Genomic DNA, 16,803 nt, shown 5'->3' on the forward strand with positions numbered 1-16,803 from the left:
AGGTGTTCGTACTCGGACGATTATTAACATGGCTTGAGTGTGTCTTTTGATAAGACATATTCTTCCTCACTACATCAGATAATGGGTGTGGAAGTCTCGAATGTTTTGCTTGAGCTACTCAATATCTGAGTGCAGTTGACGGATCGTTCCTACAGAACGGTCTGACGGAGGATTGATGGATTTCTGGACCCTTTTCAAAGTGTTGATCTTGGGCGCGGTAGAGGGCCTGACTGAGTTTTTGCCCATCTCCAGTACGGGCCACCAGATTATTGTTGCGGACTTGCTGGAATTTGGCGGTGAGCGCGCCATGGCGTTCAATATCATTATTCAGCTGGGCGCAATCCTTGCCGTTGTCTGGGAGTTTCGTCGCAAGATTACAGAGATCGTCAAAGGACTGCCGACCCAACGCAATGCACAACGATTCACGCTGAACTTGCTGGTCGGTTTTCTTCCGGCTGTCGTTCTGGGCGTCCTGTTCGCCGACCAGATTCATCACTATCTGTTCAACCCGATCACCGTGGCAGTCGCATTGGTCGTAGGCGGCATTGTCATGTTGTGGGCGGAGCAGAGGGACCACGTGGTGCACGTCGAGCATGTCGACGACATGCGCTGGTCGGATGCGCTGAAGGTGGGTTTTGCGCAATGCCTGGCGATGATACCGGGCACTTCCCGTTCCGGATCGACCATTATCGGCGGCTTGCTGTTTGGCCTGTCGCGCAAGGCAGCCACCGAGTACTCGTTCTTCCTGGCGATGCCGACCATGGTCGGTGCGGCGGTGTATTCAGGCTACAAGTACCGGGAGCTGTTCCAGGCCAGCGACCTGCCGGTTTTCGCCCTGGGCTTCGTCACAGCGTTCTTTTTCGCCATGATCGCCGTACGCGGCTTGCTCAAGTTCATTGCGAACCACAGTTATGCCGCCTTCGCGTGGTACCGGATCGTTTTCGGATTGTTGATCCTGGCAACCTGGAAACTCGGTTGGGTGAACTGGACGGCGGCGGCCGCCAGCTGACTGGCGAGCCAGGCGGATCAAACCGCCTGGCTGAAATGGCCGGGCATTAACGCCCTTCAAGCAACCCGGCAGCTTGATCCAGCAAGGCCAGGGGCTCCTTGGCCTTGTGGATATCCACCGACAACAATTGCCGAAACTTGCGCGCCCCCGGGAACCCGGTGCCCAGCCCGAGCACATGGCGAGTGATGTGGTGCATCGAACCGCCAGCGTCGATGTGTGCAGCGATATACGGCCGCAACTGCGCCAGTGCTTCGGCGCGCGTGATCACTGGCGCCGTGCTGCCGAACAGCTGCTGGTCCACCTCGGCCATCACATAAGGGTTGTGATACGCCTCACGGCCCAACATCACGCCGTCGAAGGTCTGCAAATGCTCGTGGCAGGCCTCCAGCGTCTTGATCCCGCCGTTGAGGATAATCTCCAGCTCGGGAAAATCCGCCTTCAACCGCGCCGCCACGTCATAACGCAGAGGCGGGATGTCGCGGTTTTCCTTCGGCGACAACCCCTCCAGAATCGCAATCCGCGCGTGCACGGTAAAACTGGTGCACCCGGCATCCCGCACCGTGCCAACGAAATCACACAGCTGCTCGTAACTGTCCCGCCCGTTGATCCCGATACGGTGCTTGACCGTCACCGGAATCGACACCGCATCACGCATCGCCTTCACACAATCGGCCACCAACTGCGGATGCCCCATCAGGCACGCGCCGATCATATTGTTCTGCACCCGATCACTCGGGCAGCCGACATTCAGGTTCACTTCGTCGTAACCATGCTCCTGCGCCATGCGCGCACACGCGGCAAGGTCAAGCGGCACACTGCCACCGAGCTGCAGGGCGAGCGGGTGTTCGGCTTCGTTATGGCGAAGGAAACGCTCGTGATCGCCGTTGAGCAGGGCACCGGTGGTGACCATCTCGGTGTAGAGCAGGGCGTTTTTCGACAGCAGGCGCAGGAAGAAGCGGCAGTGGCGGTCAGTCCAATCCATCATCGGCGCGACGGAGAAACGGCGGGAGAGCGGGGCGGGTGTGGCGGTGGTTACGGACATGGGGGATCTGGAATCGGTGAGGCTGGGAGGTGGGGGAGTTTATCAGGAATGGGCTGGTGGGGCTTGGCGAGCACGAGTCGAATGACAGGAGTATCGCTGCGTTCATCCCATCCTACGTACAGCTCACAGTCCAGACCATTGCGTTATAGGGCTGTTCACAATGGTTATATCCGCTCTTCAACATTCGGCTACCGTCATCATTAATACCGTGTGTTGAAGCTATGTTTGCCTCTGCTGCGATACACCCACAGCCCCCAAACACGAGGAAACCATGATGCGCTCCCACAAAGCTGTCGCTGTTTCTCTGGCCTTGCTTAGCGCAGCCTTCCTGGCATCTGCCGCCCAGGCCGAGGGAGCGGGTTTGATTGCCGCCACCCCATCCGAACTCAAGTGGACAGCTGCGCCGTCGGTGGGGCCCGGTGCGATGATTGCAGTGATTGAAGGTGACCTGAAAGCCGCCGAGCCATTCACCATGCGCTTGAAGCTGCCGGCAAATACGAAAATCGGCGTGCATACCCATCCCGTGACCGAGCGCGTAACCGTTATCTCGGGCACCTTCTACTTCGCCACCGGAGACAAATTCGATTCGGCACGGGCCAAAGCCTATTACCCGGGGGACACTCTGATCATTCCCGTCGGCATGTCGATGTACGGCGCCAGTCGAGAACAGGAAACTGTGCTCCAACTCCACGGCACGGGGCCTTGGGGGATCACCTACCTCAACCCGGCGGACGACCCCAGGAACAGCAAGATGTAGCGAGCGACAACCATGTAGAACGACTCAATCGTGCCTGACTCGCGTTAGCTCCGCTCTTTAAGGGGCAGGCCGAAGGCACCTACTTGCTGCTATCGTAGAGGGCCTTGGCAGCATCTTCCCAGTTGGCTCCGTCGAACTGCTCGGGACGAGAGATCGACGTCATCACTCGCCAGGTACGCACGGTTCCTGAACCAACGCTGTCACCCCCCCCAAAAAAAAAGTTTCATGATGCCCGGCACAGACGAGGCATAGGATGACCGCTAAAGGTCATGTCCCCCGCGCCTCAACCCACAGGAATCAAAAAATGATCTCAAACCTCGTCAAAGTCTCGCTGATGGCTGGTGCTTTGTTGTTGAGCGCCTGTTCGGGTGTGAGCTCTCATAGCGATTATTCGACCGACTCGGTGCAGCCGGCCGGCTTTGGCCCGGGGCCTACCAACAGCAACCCCGACAAGATGAATTTCCACGGCAGCGCGCTCGGCAATAGCTTCGGCGAATACGGTTCAGGTTTGCTGCACGACGATTGATACGCAGTCGGCAATGAAGAAGGGCGCTCCTTTGGGGGCGCCCTTTTTTGGGTGAAAAATACGATCAGTTATTTCGCGCCAGGCACCGCCAGCCACTGCCGCCGAATCTTCTGGTAATTGCCCGTCGCCTTGGCCAGGTGCAGCCACTGATCGACGTACAGTTTCCAGGTGATGTCGTCCCGGGGCAGCAGGTAGGCTTTTTCGCCGTATTGCATGTAGTGCGTGGGGTTGACTGCGCACAGGCCCGGTTTGAGCTTCTGCTGGTACAGCGCCTCCGATGCGTCGGTGATCATCACGTCGGCTTTTTTATCCAGCAGTTCCTGAAAGATGCTCACGTTGTCCCGCAGTTGCAATTGCGCCTTGGGCAGATAAGCGTGGACGAACGCTTCGTTGGTGCCGCCGGCGGGTTCGACCAGGCGAACCGTTGGCTGGTTGATCTGTTCGACGGTCTGGTACAGCGCCTGGTCTTCGCAGCGCACCAGCGGGATTTTGCCGTCAACGTCGAGGATGCTGCTGAAAAAGGCTTTTTTCTGCCGTTCCAGGGTGACCGAGATGCCGCCCATGGCGATGTCGCACTTGCCGGCGAGCATGTCGGGCATCAGGGTTTTCCAGGTGGTGGGCACCCACTCGACCTTGACGCCAAGGCTGTCGGCCAGGGCACGGGCCATGGCGATGTCGATACCGGAATATTCGCCGTTCTCGGCTTTGAGGGTGTAGGGCTTGTAGTCGCCGGTGGTACAAACGCGCAGTTGTCCCTGTTGCATGACGCTGTCCAGGTGCGAAGGTTCTGCCTGGGCGCCAAGGGAGAATGCGAGCAAGCCGCCGAGCATCATTGCTCTTTTGATTTTCTTCATTGTTATCGGGCTTTCGTGCTGGAGTGGTTTTGAAGCGGAGAGTGTAGTGAAACTTTCACGGGTGTGAAAAGTCAGCGCCCCCATAGATGGCTACCACCTTGCGTCATTACTTCAAACGTTCAGCCGCTTTGCGATAAACCTGCTCACGTTCCCGTTTATCCACGGCTACCACAAACACAGTAACTTCCTGATCAATCACTTGATAGACCAAGCGGTACCCGCTGCTACGTAGTTTGATCTTGTAGCAGTCGGGAAAACCATGCAGGCGGTTAGCTTCAATACGTGGATTGTTCAGGATCTCCACCAGCTTCTTTTTGAGCTGCTGTCGGACCGTGTCGCCAAGTTTTTGCCATTCCTTCAATGCGCGGGCATCAAACTCAAGGCTATAGGTCATCTATGGAAACCTTTACTCGTTGAGGAGATGCAAGCCGTTCCCGCACGGTGGCCAATAAAGCCTCATCGTCTTCAGTCATCAAGACAGGCTTGAAAGGCAACTGACCACGCTCCGCCACATATTGCAGGGCCTGGCGCATCAGTTCGGAGGGCGTGACGCCGAGCTTTTCCAGTTCGAGATAGGCGCGAGCTTTGAGGTCGTCATCGATACGGATGTTGATAGATGCCATGGGATAGATTCTCATGTAATGACATTGGTCATTACATTGAATCAAGAGTTCCTCATTGGCAAGTCCGCCGAGACGTACGGCTAATTTAGAGAAAATTCGTACTCGGGAGGATGAAAATGCCAGCCAGCAAAGATCCCACCGCCTGGGCCATTGCCCTGGTCAGGCTGGCCCAAGTTTAAATCAGTACGTAAGTGTCAGAGATTTCCCCCTGAAGATGGCTCATTCCACTTCCGGGCTCAACGTCCCCAACCACGCCACCAAGCCCACAATCAAAACCGCCGCGGCCATTTCCACCACCACGCTGCGTCGAAGTGCATGGGCCGCCAAGCGATACTGGCCCTCCCGCAACGACCGCTCCAGCAAGGGGCCAAGATGAAAGCGGTTCAGCGCCGCCAACGCCAGCATCCCGGTAAACAGCAGTACTTTGATCGCCAGCAGAACTCCGTAATCGCTGAGTAAAACCTCATCGAGTTTCGGCCCGACGATGTACAGGTAGTTCACCACACCCGTCACGGTGATGATCACAACGATCAGCGCACCGACAAGTTCGAAGCGCTTGACCGCACCGGCCAGCAAGCGAATGTGTGCTTCAGTTTGCAGGGTCCGGGGTTGAGCCATCAGGGTAAACGCGAGCAACGCGCCGAGCCAGGTGCCCGCCACCAGCAGGTGCAGGATGTCTGCTGTAAAGTGCCAGTAGCGGCGACTGCCTTCGTCCATGGCGCCATGCCCGCTCCAGGCCAGGCTGGCGAGGGCGATGCCGCCGGCCGTGGCGGCGATCACCAGGCTGATGCCGGGGGCGCGCGGGTTGAGCATCAACGCCAAACCTGTGACCCCCAACGCAATCATCCGCACGGCCCAGGCCAACCCGACGTCTGTCTCGAACAGCATCATCTCGATGTGAGGACGCAACTCGGCAACGTCTGATTCGCCGCTCATGGTGCTAGCCAACAGCACCATGCCGGCGCTCGACAACAATGCCCCGAGCCCGGCAAAACCCGCCAACAATCCGCGAAAGGGCAGCACGGTCCCCGAACGTCGCTCCCGTCCTTTGAGGCTATACAGCCCGAACAGCGCCACGCCAAACAACAGCATCAAATCCGCATACAACACAAACCGCAGCACGACGTTGGCCGAGTCGCTCATCGATCATTTCACTTTGAAGGTGACGTTGCCGGTGATCGGGTGGGTGTCCGACGACACCGCGCGCCATTCGACCTTGTAGGTGCCGGGAGTCAGAGGCGCTGTCGGTGTGATGAACATGGTCTTAGGGTCACTGCCGCCACTGACTTTGGCCTTGACCGGCATCGGGGCGTGGGCCATGCCGGCCATTTCGGTCATCAGCAGTTTGGCGCCGGAAAACTGGGTGACGAGGTTTTCGGAAAAGTGCAGTTCGATCTTGTCGGGTGATGCACCTTCTACGCCTTCCGCCGGGGTGGAATAGAGTAGTTTGGGGTGCGCTTGAGCGAGGGTGCTGACAAGCAGGCCGCTGAGCAACGCGATTGCGATAGCGGTGGGTTTGAAGATGCGCATGCAAGGTCCTTTACCGCTCGAAGCGGTTGTTGTTGGTTTGAGGTGAATCTGTTCAGAACCACAGCCGAACACCGAGCACCAGGCGTGCTTCGCTGCGGTCCTCGCCTTCGTCGTTGGCGTAGTCGGCGGTGTTGCCGTAGGTGCGGTTCCAGGTCACGCCGAGGTAGGGCGCGAACTCCCGGCGAATTTCGTAGCGCAGGCGCAAACCCGCCTCGGTGTTGGACAGCCCCGCGCCGATGCCCCGTTGCGGATCGTTTTTGCCGTAGGCATTGAGTTCGACGGTCGGCTGCAGGATCAGCCGGTTGGTCAGCAGGATGTCGTAGTCGCCCTCCAGCCGCACGGCGCTCTGGCCGCCTTCACCAATGAAGGCTGTGGCTTCGGCCTCGAAGTTGTACAGCGCCATGCCTTGCACGCCGAACGCGGCCCAGGTTTGCGGGGCGCCGGGTTTGAAGTCCTGGCGCACGCCGCTGACGACGTCCCACCACGGGGAAATGGCGTGACCCCACAGGGCCTGGATTTCCGCGTCCTCGGTCACGCCGTTGGTGCGTTCGCCTTCGGAGCGCAGCCACAGGCGATCAATGTCACCGCCGACCCAGCCGGACAGGTCCCAGGCCAGGGTGCTGCCGTCATCGGCGTCCTGCCACTCCAGTTTGTCGGCGAGGAAAAATGAATTGAGCGTGCTGTCATGTACGTGGTGACCGGCGGGATCGGCATACACCGCAGCGCGATCGGCATCGGTCAGCACCGGGATCGGTGTGCGACTTTCGCTGGGCGCGGCGGGCTGCATCTGGCCGTCGTCCATGCCTTGCATCTGGCCGTGGTCCATCTGGCTGTGATCCATGCCTTGCATGTCATCGCTGGCGGCCATCGCTGTCGAGGTCGTGAGTGCTAAAAAAAACGGGGTGAATCGAATCATGGGGTGCGCCTCATTCTTCCACGCGAACTTCACGGAACATGCCCATTTCCATGTGGTACAGGAGATGGCAGTGATAGGCCCAGCGGCCGAGCGCATCGGCGGTGACCCGATAGCTGCGCCGGGAGCCCGGTGGCATGTCGATGGTGTGTTTGCGCACCATGAACTGGCCGTTCTCGTCTTCAAGGTCGCTCCACATGCCATGCAGGTGGATGGGGTGCATCATCATCGTGTCGTTGACCAGCACGATCCGCAGCCGCTCGCCGTACTTGAGGCGCAGGGGCTCTGCATCAGAAAACTTCACGCCGTTGAACGACCAGGCGAATTTCTCCATGTGGCCGGTCAGGTGCAGCTCGATGGTACGGCCAGGCTCGCGGCCGTCCGGGTCTTCGAAGGTGCTGCGCAAGTCAGAATAGGTGAGCACGCGGCGACCGTTGTTGCGCAGGCCCATGCCGGGGTCGTCGAGTTTCGGTGAGGTGGACATGGCTTGCATGTCCACCAGCGGGTTGTCGGTTTCCGAGGCCGGGTGGGACTGCATGCCGGGCATGTCGCCCATGGCCATGTTGCTGTGATCCATGCCCGCCATGCTGCCGTGGTCCATGCCGCCCATGCCCATGTCATCCATGGTCACCAGAGGGCGCGGGTCCAGAGGTGGCAGCGGCGCTACCAGTCCGGCCTTCACCGCCAGGGTGCCCCGTGCGTAGCCGGTGCGATCCATTGCCTGGGCGAACAAGGTGTAGGCCGCTTCGGTCGGTTCGACGATAACGTCGAAGGTCTCCGCCACGGCGATGCGAAACTCGTCGACGTTCACTGGTTTGACGTGCAGGCCATCGGCGGCGACCACGGTCATTTTCAGGCCGGGGATGCGCACGTCGAAGTAGGACATGGCCGAGCCGTTGATGAAGCGCAGCCGCAGCTTTTCCCCCGGGCGGAACACCACGGTCCAGTTCGAATCCGGCGCCTGGCCGTTCAACAGGTAGGTGTAAGTGGCGCCGCCGACGTCCGCCAGGTCAGTGGGGTTCATCTTCATCTCGGCCCACATCTTGCGATCGGCGACGGTCGGCCCCCAGCCTTTTTCGCTGACGTCGTGGATGAAGTCGCCCACGGTGCGTTTGTTGAAGTTGTAGTAATCGGACTGTTTTTTCAGGGTCTTCATCAGGCCGACCGGGTCTTCGTCGGTCCAGTCGCTGAGCATCACCACGTAGTCGCGGTCGTACTGGAACGGCTCCGGGTCCTTGGCGTCGATCACCAGCGGGCCGTAGACGCCGGATTGTTCCTGGAACCCCGAATGGCTGTGATACCAGTAGGTACCGTTCTGCCGCACGGTGAACTGGTAGACGTACATGCCGCCGGGCTCGATGCCCTTGAAGCTCAGCCCCGGTACACCGTCCATGTTGGCCGGCAACAAGATGCCGTGCCAGTGAATGGAGGTGCTGTCCTTGAGTCTGTTGCGCACCCGCAGCGTCACCGTATCGCCTTCACGCCAGCGCAGCAGCGGGCCGGGGATGCCGCCGTTGATGGTCATCGCGGTGCGTGGGCTGCCGCTGAAGTTGACCGGAGATTCGCCGATGAACAGCTCGAAATCATTACCGGCCAACACCTGGGGTTCGCCGGGGCTGCTGATCGCCCAGACCGGCGTGCGCCATAACCCGAGGCCGCCGAAGAGCCCGCCGATGGCCAGGCCTTTGACGAAGGTGCGTCTTGAAGTGTAGGAGTGCATGCCGTGTGTTCCGCCCGTCAGCCTGTTGAACTTGTCGACTAGTCTAGCGGGCGGTGCTTTCAGCAGGCTGAGGCGAAGATTACAGTTTTGACAGGTTGGGCGTCGCTTTCTGGCTTGAAGTGGACTTTTCTCTTGAGGCCACGGTGTCGCCGCCACAGTTGATGTAGGAAGACGACTTCAGCCAGCGTTGGTCCGGGTAGTAGGAAAACAACAACTGCCCGTCCTTCATCGAATCAATCAGGCGATGGGCAATCGCCGGCCTGACGGCGGGGCAACCGAGGCTGCGGCCGATACGGCCATTGGCGCGGGCCAGCACCGGGCTGACATAGGGCGCGCCGTGAATGACGATGGCCCGGTCAAAGGCGTTGTCGTTGAAGCCGGGCTCCAGGCCTTCCATGCGCAACGAGTAACCGTTCTGGCCGCGGTAGCTTTGCTGGGTGCGGAACAGGCCGAGGCTGGTGGCGTGGCTTTCGTTGCGGTTGGAGAACAGCGTGGCCATGTTTTCACCGCTGTTGCGGCCATGGGCGACCAGTTCGTGAAACAGCAACTTGCGCCGCTTAAGATCAAAGACCCACAGGCGTTGTTCGGTCGAGGGCAGGGAGTAATCGATCACCGCCAGTCTTTGGGCGGGGGCGACACCTTGGGCACGGCTGCATTGGGTGGCGCGAACGGCCAGGGCAATCACTTTGGCGTCGGCGCCGGGTGCTGCTTTGACCAGCGCGTTTTCAAGCGAATCGGCGTAGGCTGACGTTACTGAAAGGCACGTCAGTAAAATGGCAAATAAAAGGCCAAAGCGGTTTAGCGCCATAGTCGGGTCTCATCATGATAATTTCGAGTCTAGCTGGCAGCGAGTGGAAAGCTAGCCGTTTGAAACGCAGGATTAAGGATTATCCATGGTGCAATTAACAAGGTCATTCGTCATAAGCCGCATGTTTTTTATGGGCTTTCTGATCAGCGGTGCGGCGTTTGGACAAACTTCGCCGATTGAGCCGGTATCTGCGGCGAGCAGTGCAATCGATGCCGCAGCGCCCGACGACGCGGTCGGCCAAGCGATTCAAGCGACGCTGGAACCGCTGCGCTCGGCCTTTCCTCCGTTGCTCACCTCCAGGCGCCATCAGCGTGTGGATGTCAGCCGGGTGGTGCTGGATTTCTATATGCATCGCAACTATCGCGCGGCGTGGATGGACGATCGTGATGTGGCCCAGTTGCTCAAGAGCCTTGAAGACACTCGCATCGACGGTCTGAATCCGGCGGATTTCCGTATCACCGAACTGGCTCAGGCCCATGAATCGCTGATGGCCGCCATGCCGTCCACGGCGCAACGGGCGATGTTCGACATGGCAGCGACCCGCACCTTCATCACCGCGCTGCTGCAACTGCGGCGGGGCAAGGTCGATCCGTCGCGGCTGGACATTCACTGGAATTTCGATCCGGCCGGCGGCGATGCCCATGAGGACATGAACAACCTGTTCGTCGCCCTCGATGCCCATGACGTGGCGCGTGCATTCGCCGATGCACCGCCTCAGGAAGTGATTTACCGCAACTTGCGTGAGGGTCTGGCCCGGTTGCGCCAGGTCCGGGATGCGGGCGGCTGGCCGAAAGTCACCGAAGGTCAATCGCTCAAGCCCGGCATGGACGGGGTGGCGGTCGCACAATTGCGTGCGCGTCTGGTGGCGGGCGGTTACCTGGACCCGCACCTGTCGAAAAAAGCCGGATACGACGACAAGGTCATTGCCGCGGTGAAGAGGTATCAGACCGAGCAATACCTGGGGACCGATGGCGTGGCAGGGGCGGCGACGCTGGCGGCACTGAACGTGCCTGTGGAGGCGCGGATCGATCAGGTGCGGGTCAACATGGAGCGCGCCCGCTGGCTGTTGTACAAACTCCAGGGAACCTTCGTGATCGTCGATATCGCCGGCTACAAGGTGGCGATGTACCGCGACGGTCTGCCGATCTGGCGTTCGCGGGTGCAGGTCGGTAAACCGGTGCGCAGTACGCCGGTGTTCCAGGCCGAAATCACCTACATCACGTTCAACCCGACCTGGACCGTGCCGCCGACCATCCTCAAGCAGGACGTGATTCCGAAGGTCCAGAACGATCCGGGCTATCTGGCGGCCAACCGCATTCGCGTGCTCGACCGCGAAGGCAATGTGCTCGACCCGTCGGACGTTGACTGGAGCAATCCGCGGGGCATTCACCTGCGTCAGGATGCCGGGCCTGACAGTTCGCTGGGGCAGGTGGTGATCCGCTTCCCCAACGACTATGCGATTTACCTGCATGACACGCCGCACCGCGAGCTGTTTGCCAAGACAGTCCGGGCCACCAGTTCAGGCTGCATCCGCGTGGAAAACCCGCTGCAACTGGTCGAGCTCTTGTTCAACGACCCGGTGCGCTGGAACAGCGCCGGCATCCAGAAGCAATTGGCCAATGGCCGGACCGAGAACGTCCTGCTGCCGGTGAAAGTGCCGGTGCTGTTGGCCTATTGGACCGTGGACCTGAGCGATGACGGGCGGGTGACGTTCAAGCCCGACATTTATGATTACGATGCCAGGGTGCTGCAGGGCTTGAGTCAGCCTACGAAGTTGCCCGCCCTGGACTTGCGTCGTGCAGAGATACCGCTGGTGGTGACGGGGCAGAACCAACAGTAATGACCAAACCCGGACACTGTAGGAGCGAGCCTGCTCGCGAAGACGTCGTGTCAGTCACTATCAGTTTGGTCTGACACACCGCATTCGCGAGCAAGCTCGCTCCTACAGGGGGGCGGTATACAGCTCCCCCTAAAGCGCCAACCCTTGTTGCACCACCACAAGCAGATCGGTTTCAGTCAGCGCCACCGCGTCCAGTTGCGCGGTGGCCTGCTCGATCGTTTGTAGCCACCAGTGTGTTTCACCGTGCTCGTCCACGGTGCGCAACAGGGCGAGTTCGTTGCCAGTTGTGTGGATCTCGACCCGCCCCTCGCCATCGGCGGTGAAGCGTGCAACCGGGTCAAAGGTGAGGCTGTGCTCGTTGCCGGAGATGACCAACTGGTCGATGGCGTAGTCGTAAGCGTCGCCGTCGGGGTGACTCTCGAACACATGGGTGGGGTTGCGCCGCAGGACCAGGCCCGCTTCGGTCAAGGGCAGCAGCCAGGCCTCTATCCGTTGATACAGTTCGTAGACCTGGCCCGGCCAGCCATCGATCGCCTGATCCGCGCTGGTCAGCCGTGTCTGTTTCAATCTTGCGGCGAGTTCGTCTGCCTTGCTCATGTCGATTCCCTGTATGGAGTTCAGACTAATCGTAGCTCGTTGACGCGCAGGCAGCGCTTGCCCTGGATCATGTTTGCTGCACGGGCAGGGCAGGCGTGATACCGCTGGGCAAGTGGCCACCCATTTATCATGGATAACCCCGTAAACTACGCCCCCCCCGAAGACTGAGTGCTTTGGGTTGTTGCCCATGCCTTGCCCCCCGACAGGATGAATTTTTGCCCACGCGCTTTAACGACCCGGACCACGCCCCTGGCGTCGCATTGAAACGCATACCGCTGCGCAAGGCCGCGGTATTGTTCATTGCCACGGTGTGCCTGTGCCTGTGCGGTTTGCTCTACCTGCAACTGGAACAGTCCCGTCGCCATGATCTGAACCTGGCGCAAGTGGCATCCTCGAACCTGACGCGGGCCATGGCACAGCAAGCCGAAGACACCTTCATGAAGGCTGACCTGGTGCTGACCAGCCTGGTGGATTGGATTCAGGTCGACGGGTTCGGCCCGGACCAGAGACCACGCTTGCAGCAGATCTTCGCCCGGCGGGTGCTGGCGCTGGATCAACTGCACGGCATCCTGCTGTTCGACCGAAAGGGCCTGTGGGTGGTGACCTCGTTTGAAAACCTGCCCCGGGGGCCCGGCGTCGCCGATCGCGAGTACTTCAAGTATCACCAGCAGAATGTATCGTCGGTGGCGCATATCGGCCCGGCCATCCGCAGTCGGGAAAACGGCGAGTGGATCATTCCGGTTTCCAAGCGGGTCAACGACAGGAACGGGCATTTCCAGGGCGTGTTGCTGGCCGGCATCAAGATGTCTTACTTCGACCAGTTCTTCAAAAGCTTCAGCCTCGACGACAACGGCTCGATGTTTCTTGGTCTGACCGATGGCACCTTGTTGGCGCGGCGACCTTTTGTAGAGGCGCAGATCGGCGTGTCACTGGCCCAGAGCGAGATTTTCCAGAAGTTCCTGCCACTGGCCACCTCCGGCAATGCGATGATCACGTCCATCATCGATGGTGTAACGCGCATGTACGGTTACCGACAGCTGGAGGCCTACCCGCTGGTGGTCGCCGCTGCGTCGTCCACGGAGTCCATTCTCGCGGGCTGGTACGACACGGCGTTTCGCTCCAGCCTCATCGTTGCCCTGGTGTTGCTGGGCGTGGGGTTGTTCGGGTGGGTGTTCCTGCATCAGGTGCGTGTTGGCGAGCGGATCGAGTCGGATTTGCGCCGGGCCCAGCAAGCGCTGGAGCTGATTGCCACCCACGACAGCCTGACCGGGCTGGCCAATCGCAGATTGTTCGAGCGGGCGCTGGACATCGAGTTCGGGCGCGGCGCCCGGCAGGCCAGCCCGTTGAGCCTGATCATGCTCGATATCGATTACTTCAAGCGCTACAACGATACCTATGGCCACGTGGTGGGGGATCACTGCCTGGCCGAAGTGGCACGCGCGCTGAAGGGTTGCTGCCACCGCAAGGCCGATCTGGCGGTGCGTTACGGCGGTGAAGAGTTTGCGGTGCTGCTGCCGGACACCGACATCCACGGCGCCATGACGATTGCCGAGCAGATCCGCCGCAGCGTCATCGACAAGCACATCAGTCACACCGGCTCGCCCAACGGTTACGTGACGGTCAGTCTGGGTTGCTATTCGTTTGTGCCATCGGGGCGTGACAGCATGGATGTGTTTGTCGAGCGGGCGGATGCGGCGTTGTATCAGGCCAAGCATTCGGGGCGAAACCGCGTGGCAACCTTGTCGATGGCCGGTGGCGTCGAGGCGTTGATGCGCTCCGACCGTTGAAGTGCTTTTGCTGCCGGTGGTCCTTCTCCCGGGCCTGGCGGCCGTTCAACCTGACCATGCGTCTGTACGGCTCGAAAACCGAGGCGTTGAATGGAAAATGGAACCCGCCGGCGGTCAAGCCGATGTAAGTCTCAGGTGACCTGAAGCCGCCAACGACTGTATGTCATTGGCGGCTTTGGCCTGTCCAGCTACCCGTCCCGCCGCCAGCACCGCCGGTTCCGCCACCGGGCGCACCGGTGCCACCGCCCGCGCCACTGCCCGGACCATTGACGCCGGTGCTGCCGCTTGACGAGCTGGGGCGCTGACTGCGGCTGTTGTTGCCCGAGGGATCGCTGGGTCGGTTGTTGTCTGGCAGCAGGGTTGAGTTGCGGGTTGCGCCGGGTGCCATACCGGACGCGCCAGGGCCATCACCGGACGCCGCAAAGGTGGCCAGGGACGCTGCCGACAACCATCCGGCCATGAGCAGCGAAGTCATTTTGATGTTCATCATGGTCGTCTCCTGGGATGAGTCGTTACCCGATGTTGGTGTGACGGGACACGCGGTTGGTGCCGAACGGTTGACGAGTGGCTGTCTCAGCGCCGGCCATCATCGTCCAGTTTACGCTCAAGGTACTACCGCACCCGAGATTGCTGACGCAACCACCCAAACGTGCTGGTGTCACAAGTCAGGCACCTCGTCCTCAGGAGTGTCCGTTCATGAAGAAGCTGCGGATCGCCACGTTCAACGTCAATGGCCTGCGCGCACGGCTGCCGAATCTGCTGGCCTGGCTTGAGCGGGAAAAACCGGACATCGCCTGCCTGCAGGAACTGAAGGCGGTGGACAGCGCATTCCCGGCGGCTGAACTTGAAGCGGCCGGCTACGGTGCCATCTGGCAGGGTCAGGCGTCCTGGAACGGCGTGGCGATCCTGGCGCGAGATGCGCAGCCGCTGGAAAGCCGGCGCGGGTTGCCCGGCGATGACAGCGACACCCATAGTCGTTATCTGGAAGCCGCTGTCCACGGGGTGCTGGTGGGTTGCCTGTATCTGCCCAACGGCAACCCGCAGCCGGGGCCGAAATTCGAGTACAAGCTGGCGTGGTTCGAGCGGCTTATCCGTCATGCGCAGACACTTCAGGGCAGTGAACATCCGGTGGTGCTGGCGGGGGACTACAACGTGGTGCCCACCGACCTGGACATCTACAACCCGCGCTCCTGGCTCAAGGACGCCTTGCTGCAACCGGAAAGTCGCGAGTGCTACCAGCGGTTGCTGGACCAGGGCTGGACCGATTCATTGCGGTATTTGTATCCGCAGGATCGGCTCTACACGTTCTGGGATTATTTTCGCCAGCATTGGCAGAAAAACTCGGGGCTGCGCATTGACCATCTGCTGCTCAACCCGGCACTGAGTCCGTATCTGCAAGATGCCGGGGTGGATGCCTGGGTGCGCAACGAGCCCCATGCCAGCGACCACGCGCCGACCTGGATTCAATTAGGCTCGCACAAGCGGCGTTGAGTTGTTTCATGCCGGGTGATTGGCTAAATCAATTGTCGGTGGCAGTGCTTGATCCCGTATACATAGCGGCCACTGGCGGAGCAATCCGCCGCTTGCGTGCAAAAGGACTGAACGATGAGCGAGCCACGCCTGACCGACCTTGCTTTGTATCTGCGGCGCCTGGGTTTCGATGCACCTCCGGCACCGACCCTGGAAACCTTGCGCCAGCTGCAACTGCGCCATACCGGCGTTTTCCCGTTTGAGAACCTCACCACGTTATCCGGCGAGCCGGTGCTGATCGACTTGCCGTCCATCGAGCAGAAGGTCTTGCACGATGGTCGTGGCGGTTACTGCTACGAACTCAATAATCTGTTCCTGGCCTTGCTTCAGGATTTGGGTTTCGACGCCCGCGCCATCAGCGGCCGGGTGGTGATGGGCCAGCCAGAGGGTGCCTGGACTGCCCGGACCCATCGCCTGAGCCTGGTCATCATCAATGACGTGCGCTACATCACCGACGTCGGCTTCGGCGGCATGGTGCCGACCGCGCCCCTGTTGCTCGATACCCGCGCCGAACAACCCACCCCGCACGAGCCGTATCGCATCGACCTGCACGTCGACGGTTTTACCTTGCGCGCCAACGTCGCGGGTGAATGGCGAGCGATGTACATCTTCGACCTGCAACGCCAGGAAGATGTCGATTTCGCTGTGGGCAACTGGTACGTCTCGACCCACCCCGAGTCGTCCTTCGTCAAGCAATTGATGGTGGCGCGCACCGGCGAGGGCTGGCGGCGCACGCTCAACAACGGCAGCTTCGCGATTCACCGGATTGGCCATGACAGCGAGCGGCGGGAGGTAACGGATGTGCAGGAACTGATTGGCCTGTTGGGCAGCGAGTTCGGCATTCGCGTACCGGAACAGGCGCAATTGGCGCGGACGCTGGAACGATTGATCGCTGCACCCCAGTAGCTGGCTGATCCAGGACATTGCAATGGGCTGATCTGATGATCGGCCCTTTGTGTTTCAGGGTCGAACACCTGGCTCCATCACCCGTTGGATTTCGCGCAAGGCCTCTGCCAGTTTCTGCTCCAGGCCCTTGAGTTCGGCAGGGGTGAGGGTTTGTTTCAGGTGCGCGCTCTTGCCTTCGTTGAGCAGGGCCCGGCGCAACGTATTGTTGATCGCCGTCTGGTAGCCGTACCCCTCGTTTTCTGCCAGGGCCCGGGCGGCTTCGATGACCGCGTCATCGAGCATGATGGTAATGCGGGTCTTGCCTTTGGCGGGCACCACGGCCCCGCGCCTGGCGTTACTGAAATCGTATTCGTCTTTCATC

The 16,803-nt window shown here is 60.3% G+C and carries 19 protein-coding genes; 7 read left to right on the top strand and 12 right to left on the bottom strand.

Translation table 11 applies throughout. The annotated features are described in order from the left end of the window. Positions 1–175 precede the first annotated feature (175 nt). Positions 176–1,009: an undecaprenyl-diphosphate phosphatase gene (locus AC3IX1_RS09660; protein WP_489387984.1), complete on the top strand. Its 834-nt coding sequence runs from the start codon at positions 176–178 to the stop codon at positions 1,007–1,009. A gap of 46 nt (positions 1,010–1,055) precedes the next feature. Here the strand turns inward: AC3IX1_RS09660 and dusA are convergent, their stop codons facing one another. Further along, positions 1,056–2,051 (bottom strand): tRNA dihydrouridine(20/20a) synthase DusA, encoded by a 996-nt coding sequence (gene dusA, locus AC3IX1_RS09665; RefSeq protein ID WP_489387985.1) that lies wholly within the window; start codon positions 2,049–2,051, stop codon positions 1,056–1,058. Positions 2,052–2,325: 274 nt separating this feature from the next. Here dusA and AC3IX1_RS09670 point away from each other — a divergent pair, with 274 nt between their 5' ends. Then, positions 2,326–2,808 (top strand): cupin domain-containing protein, encoded by a 483-nt coding sequence (locus tag AC3IX1_RS09670; RefSeq protein WP_489388709.1) that lies wholly within the window; start codon positions 2,326–2,328, stop codon positions 2,806–2,808. Between the two features lie 304 nt (positions 2,809–3,112). Continuing rightward, positions 3,113–3,334: a hypothetical protein gene (locus AC3IX1_RS09675; RefSeq protein WP_489387986.1), complete on the top strand. Its 222-nt coding sequence runs from the start codon at positions 3,113–3,115 to the stop codon at positions 3,332–3,334. Positions 3,335–3,402: 68 nt separating this feature from the next. Here the strand turns inward: AC3IX1_RS09675 and AC3IX1_RS09680 are convergent, their stop codons facing one another. The 8 genes from AC3IX1_RS09680 to AC3IX1_RS09715 form a co-directional block, all read right to left on the bottom strand. Beyond that, positions 3,403–4,164, bottom strand: coding sequence for a transporter substrate-binding domain-containing protein (locus AC3IX1_RS09680; protein WP_489388710.1), 762 nt, complete (start codon positions 4,162–4,164; stop codon positions 3,403–3,405). A 130-nt stretch (positions 4,165–4,294) separates the two neighbouring features. After that, on the bottom strand, positions 4,295–4,582 hold the full coding sequence (locus tag AC3IX1_RS09685) for a type II toxin-antitoxin system RelE family toxin (protein WP_489387987.1): 288 nt from the start codon (positions 4,580–4,582) through the stop codon (positions 4,295–4,297). Continuing rightward, positions 4,572–4,811, bottom strand: a complete 240-nt coding sequence (locus tag AC3IX1_RS09690; protein WP_150672806.1) for a type II toxin-antitoxin system RelB/DinJ family antitoxin — start codon at positions 4,809–4,811, stop codon at positions 4,572–4,574. The genes AC3IX1_RS09685 and AC3IX1_RS09690 overlap by 11 nt, the downstream gene beginning before the upstream one ends. Before the next feature lie 219 nt (positions 4,812–5,030). After that, complete coding sequence (gene copD / locus AC3IX1_RS09695) at positions 5,031–5,954, bottom strand: copper homeostasis membrane protein CopD (RefSeq protein WP_489387988.1); 924 nt, start codon at positions 5,952–5,954, stop codon at positions 5,031–5,033. Positions 5,955–5,957: 3 nt separating this feature from the next. Next, on the bottom strand, positions 5,958–6,341 hold the full coding sequence (copC, locus tag AC3IX1_RS09700) for a copper homeostasis periplasmic binding protein CopC (protein WP_489387989.1): 384 nt from the start codon (positions 6,339–6,341) through the stop codon (positions 5,958–5,960). Between the two features lie 52 nt (positions 6,342–6,393). Next, positions 6,394–7,257, bottom strand: a complete 864-nt coding sequence (locus tag AC3IX1_RS09705; protein ID WP_489387990.1) for a copper resistance protein B — start codon at positions 7,255–7,257, stop codon at positions 6,394–6,396. Between the two features lie 10 nt (positions 7,258–7,267). Then, a complete protein-coding gene (locus tag AC3IX1_RS09710; RefSeq protein WP_489387991.1) occupies positions 7,268–8,974 on the bottom strand; it encodes a copper resistance system multicopper oxidase in 1,707 nt (568 codons plus the stop codon). A gap of 79 nt (positions 8,975–9,053) precedes the next feature. Further along, positions 9,054–9,782 carry a murein L,D-transpeptidase catalytic domain family protein gene (locus AC3IX1_RS09715; RefSeq protein WP_489387992.1) on the bottom strand — a complete coding sequence of 243 codons (729 nt, stop codon included), beginning with the start codon at positions 9,780–9,782 and terminating at the stop codon, positions 9,054–9,056. Positions 9,783–9,867: 85 nt separating this feature from the next. Here AC3IX1_RS09715 and AC3IX1_RS09720 point away from each other — a divergent pair, with 85 nt between their 5' ends. Beyond that, positions 9,868–11,622 carry a L,D-transpeptidase family protein gene (locus AC3IX1_RS09720; RefSeq protein WP_489387993.1) on the top strand — a complete coding sequence of 585 codons (1,755 nt, stop codon included), beginning with the start codon at positions 9,868–9,870 and terminating at the stop codon, positions 11,620–11,622. Between the two features lie 129 nt (positions 11,623–11,751). Here the strand turns inward: AC3IX1_RS09720 and AC3IX1_RS09725 are convergent, their stop codons facing one another. Continuing rightward, the gene (locus tag AC3IX1_RS09725) at positions 11,752–12,219 is read right to left on the bottom strand and encodes a hypothetical protein (RefSeq protein ID WP_489387994.1); all 468 of its coding nucleotides are present in this window, start codon (positions 12,217–12,219) and stop codon (positions 11,752–11,754) included. Positions 12,220–12,434: 215 nt separating this feature from the next. Between AC3IX1_RS09725 and AC3IX1_RS09730 the strand changes: the two genes are divergently transcribed. Continuing rightward, entirely contained in the window at positions 12,435–14,006 is a 1,572-nt protein-coding gene (locus AC3IX1_RS09730) for a sensor domain-containing diguanylate cyclase (RefSeq protein WP_489387995.1), read from the top strand. A 163-nt stretch (positions 14,007–14,169) separates the two neighbouring features. Here AC3IX1_RS09730 and AC3IX1_RS09735 read toward each other — a convergent pair whose 3' ends face one another. Continuing rightward, positions 14,170–14,496 (bottom strand): hypothetical protein, encoded by a 327-nt coding sequence (locus AC3IX1_RS09735; protein WP_489387996.1) that lies wholly within the window; start codon positions 14,494–14,496, stop codon positions 14,170–14,172. A gap of 206 nt (positions 14,497–14,702) precedes the next feature. On the opposite strand from AC3IX1_RS09735, the gene AC3IX1_RS09740 reads away from it, so the two are divergent. Further along, the gene (locus AC3IX1_RS09740) at positions 14,703–15,497 is read left to right on the top strand and encodes an exodeoxyribonuclease III (RefSeq protein WP_489387997.1); all 795 of its coding nucleotides are present in this window, start codon (positions 14,703–14,705) and stop codon (positions 15,495–15,497) included. A gap of 114 nt (positions 15,498–15,611) precedes the next feature. Next, on the top strand, positions 15,612–16,442 hold the full coding sequence (locus AC3IX1_RS09745; RefSeq protein WP_489387998.1) for an arylamine N-acetyltransferase family protein: 831 nt from the start codon (positions 15,612–15,614) through the stop codon (positions 16,440–16,442). 54 nt (positions 16,443–16,496) lie between these two features. Here the strand turns inward: AC3IX1_RS09745 and AC3IX1_RS09750 are convergent, their stop codons facing one another. Further along, positions 16,497–16,802, bottom strand: coding sequence for a BrnA antitoxin family protein (locus AC3IX1_RS09750; RefSeq protein ID WP_489308755.1), 306 nt, complete (start codon positions 16,800–16,802; stop codon positions 16,497–16,499). Between the last annotated feature and the right edge of the window lies 1 nt (position 16,803).

The organism is Pseudomonas sp. KH_046_2, from assembly GCF_057838985.1.

What these genes read in the sequence shown, in the direction of transcription:
- AC3IX1_RS09660 (WP_489387984.1), top strand. Translation starts at nt 176, where the DNA reads ATGGATTTCTGGACCCTTTTCAAAGTGTTGATCTTGGGCGCGGTAGAG.
- dusA (WP_489387985.1), bottom strand. Translation starts at nt 2,051, where the DNA reads ATGTCCGTAACCACCGCCACACCCGCCCCGCTCTCCCGCCGTTTCTCC.
- AC3IX1_RS09670 (WP_489388709.1), top strand. Translation starts at nt 2,326, where the DNA reads ATGCGCTCCCACAAAGCTGTCGCTGTTTCTCTGGCCTTGCTTAGCGCA.
- AC3IX1_RS09675 (WP_489387986.1), top strand. Translation starts at nt 3,113, where the DNA reads ATGATCTCAAACCTCGTCAAAGTCTCGCTGATGGCTGGTGCTTTGTTG.
- AC3IX1_RS09680 (WP_489388710.1), bottom strand. Translation starts at nt 4,164, where the DNA reads ATGCTCGGCGGCTTGCTCGCATTCTCCCTTGGCGCCCAGGCAGAACCT.
- AC3IX1_RS09685 (WP_489387987.1), bottom strand. Translation starts at nt 4,582, where the DNA reads ATGACCTATAGCCTTGAGTTTGATGCCCGCGCATTGAAGGAATGGCAA.
- AC3IX1_RS09690 (WP_150672806.1), bottom strand. Translation starts at nt 4,811, where the DNA reads ATGGCATCTATCAACATCCGTATCGATGACGACCTCAAAGCTCGCGCC.
- copD (WP_489387988.1), bottom strand. Translation starts at nt 5,954, where the DNA reads ATGAGCGACTCGGCCAACGTCGTGCTGCGGTTTGTGTTGTATGCGGAT.
- copC (WP_489387989.1), bottom strand. Translation starts at nt 6,341, where the DNA reads ATGCGCATCTTCAAACCCACCGCTATCGCAATCGCGTTGCTCAGCGGC.
- AC3IX1_RS09705 (WP_489387990.1), bottom strand. Translation starts at nt 7,257, where the DNA reads ATGATTCGATTCACCCCGTTTTTTTTAGCACTCACGACCTCGACAGCG.
- AC3IX1_RS09710 (WP_489387991.1), bottom strand. Translation starts at nt 8,974, where the DNA reads ATGCACTCCTACACTTCAAGACGCACCTTCGTCAAAGGCCTGGCCATC.
- AC3IX1_RS09715 (WP_489387992.1), bottom strand. Translation starts at nt 9,782, where the DNA reads ATGGCGCTAAACCGCTTTGGCCTTTTATTTGCCATTTTACTGACGTGC.
- AC3IX1_RS09720 (WP_489387993.1), top strand. Translation starts at nt 9,868, where the DNA reads ATGGTGCAATTAACAAGGTCATTCGTCATAAGCCGCATGTTTTTTATG.
- AC3IX1_RS09725 (WP_489387994.1), bottom strand. Translation starts at nt 12,219, where the DNA reads ATGAGCAAGGCAGACGAACTCGCCGCAAGATTGAAACAGACACGGCTG.
- AC3IX1_RS09735 (WP_489387996.1), bottom strand. Translation starts at nt 14,496, where the DNA reads ATGATGAACATCAAAATGACTTCGCTGCTCATGGCCGGATGGTTGTCG.
- AC3IX1_RS09740 (WP_489387997.1), top strand. Translation starts at nt 14,703, where the DNA reads ATGAAGAAGCTGCGGATCGCCACGTTCAACGTCAATGGCCTGCGCGCA.
- AC3IX1_RS09745 (WP_489387998.1), top strand. Translation starts at nt 15,612, where the DNA reads ATGAGCGAGCCACGCCTGACCGACCTTGCTTTGTATCTGCGGCGCCTG.
- AC3IX1_RS09750 (WP_489308755.1), bottom strand. Translation starts at nt 16,802, where the DNA reads ATGAAAGACGAATACGATTTCAGTAACGCCAGGCGCGGGGCCGTGGTG.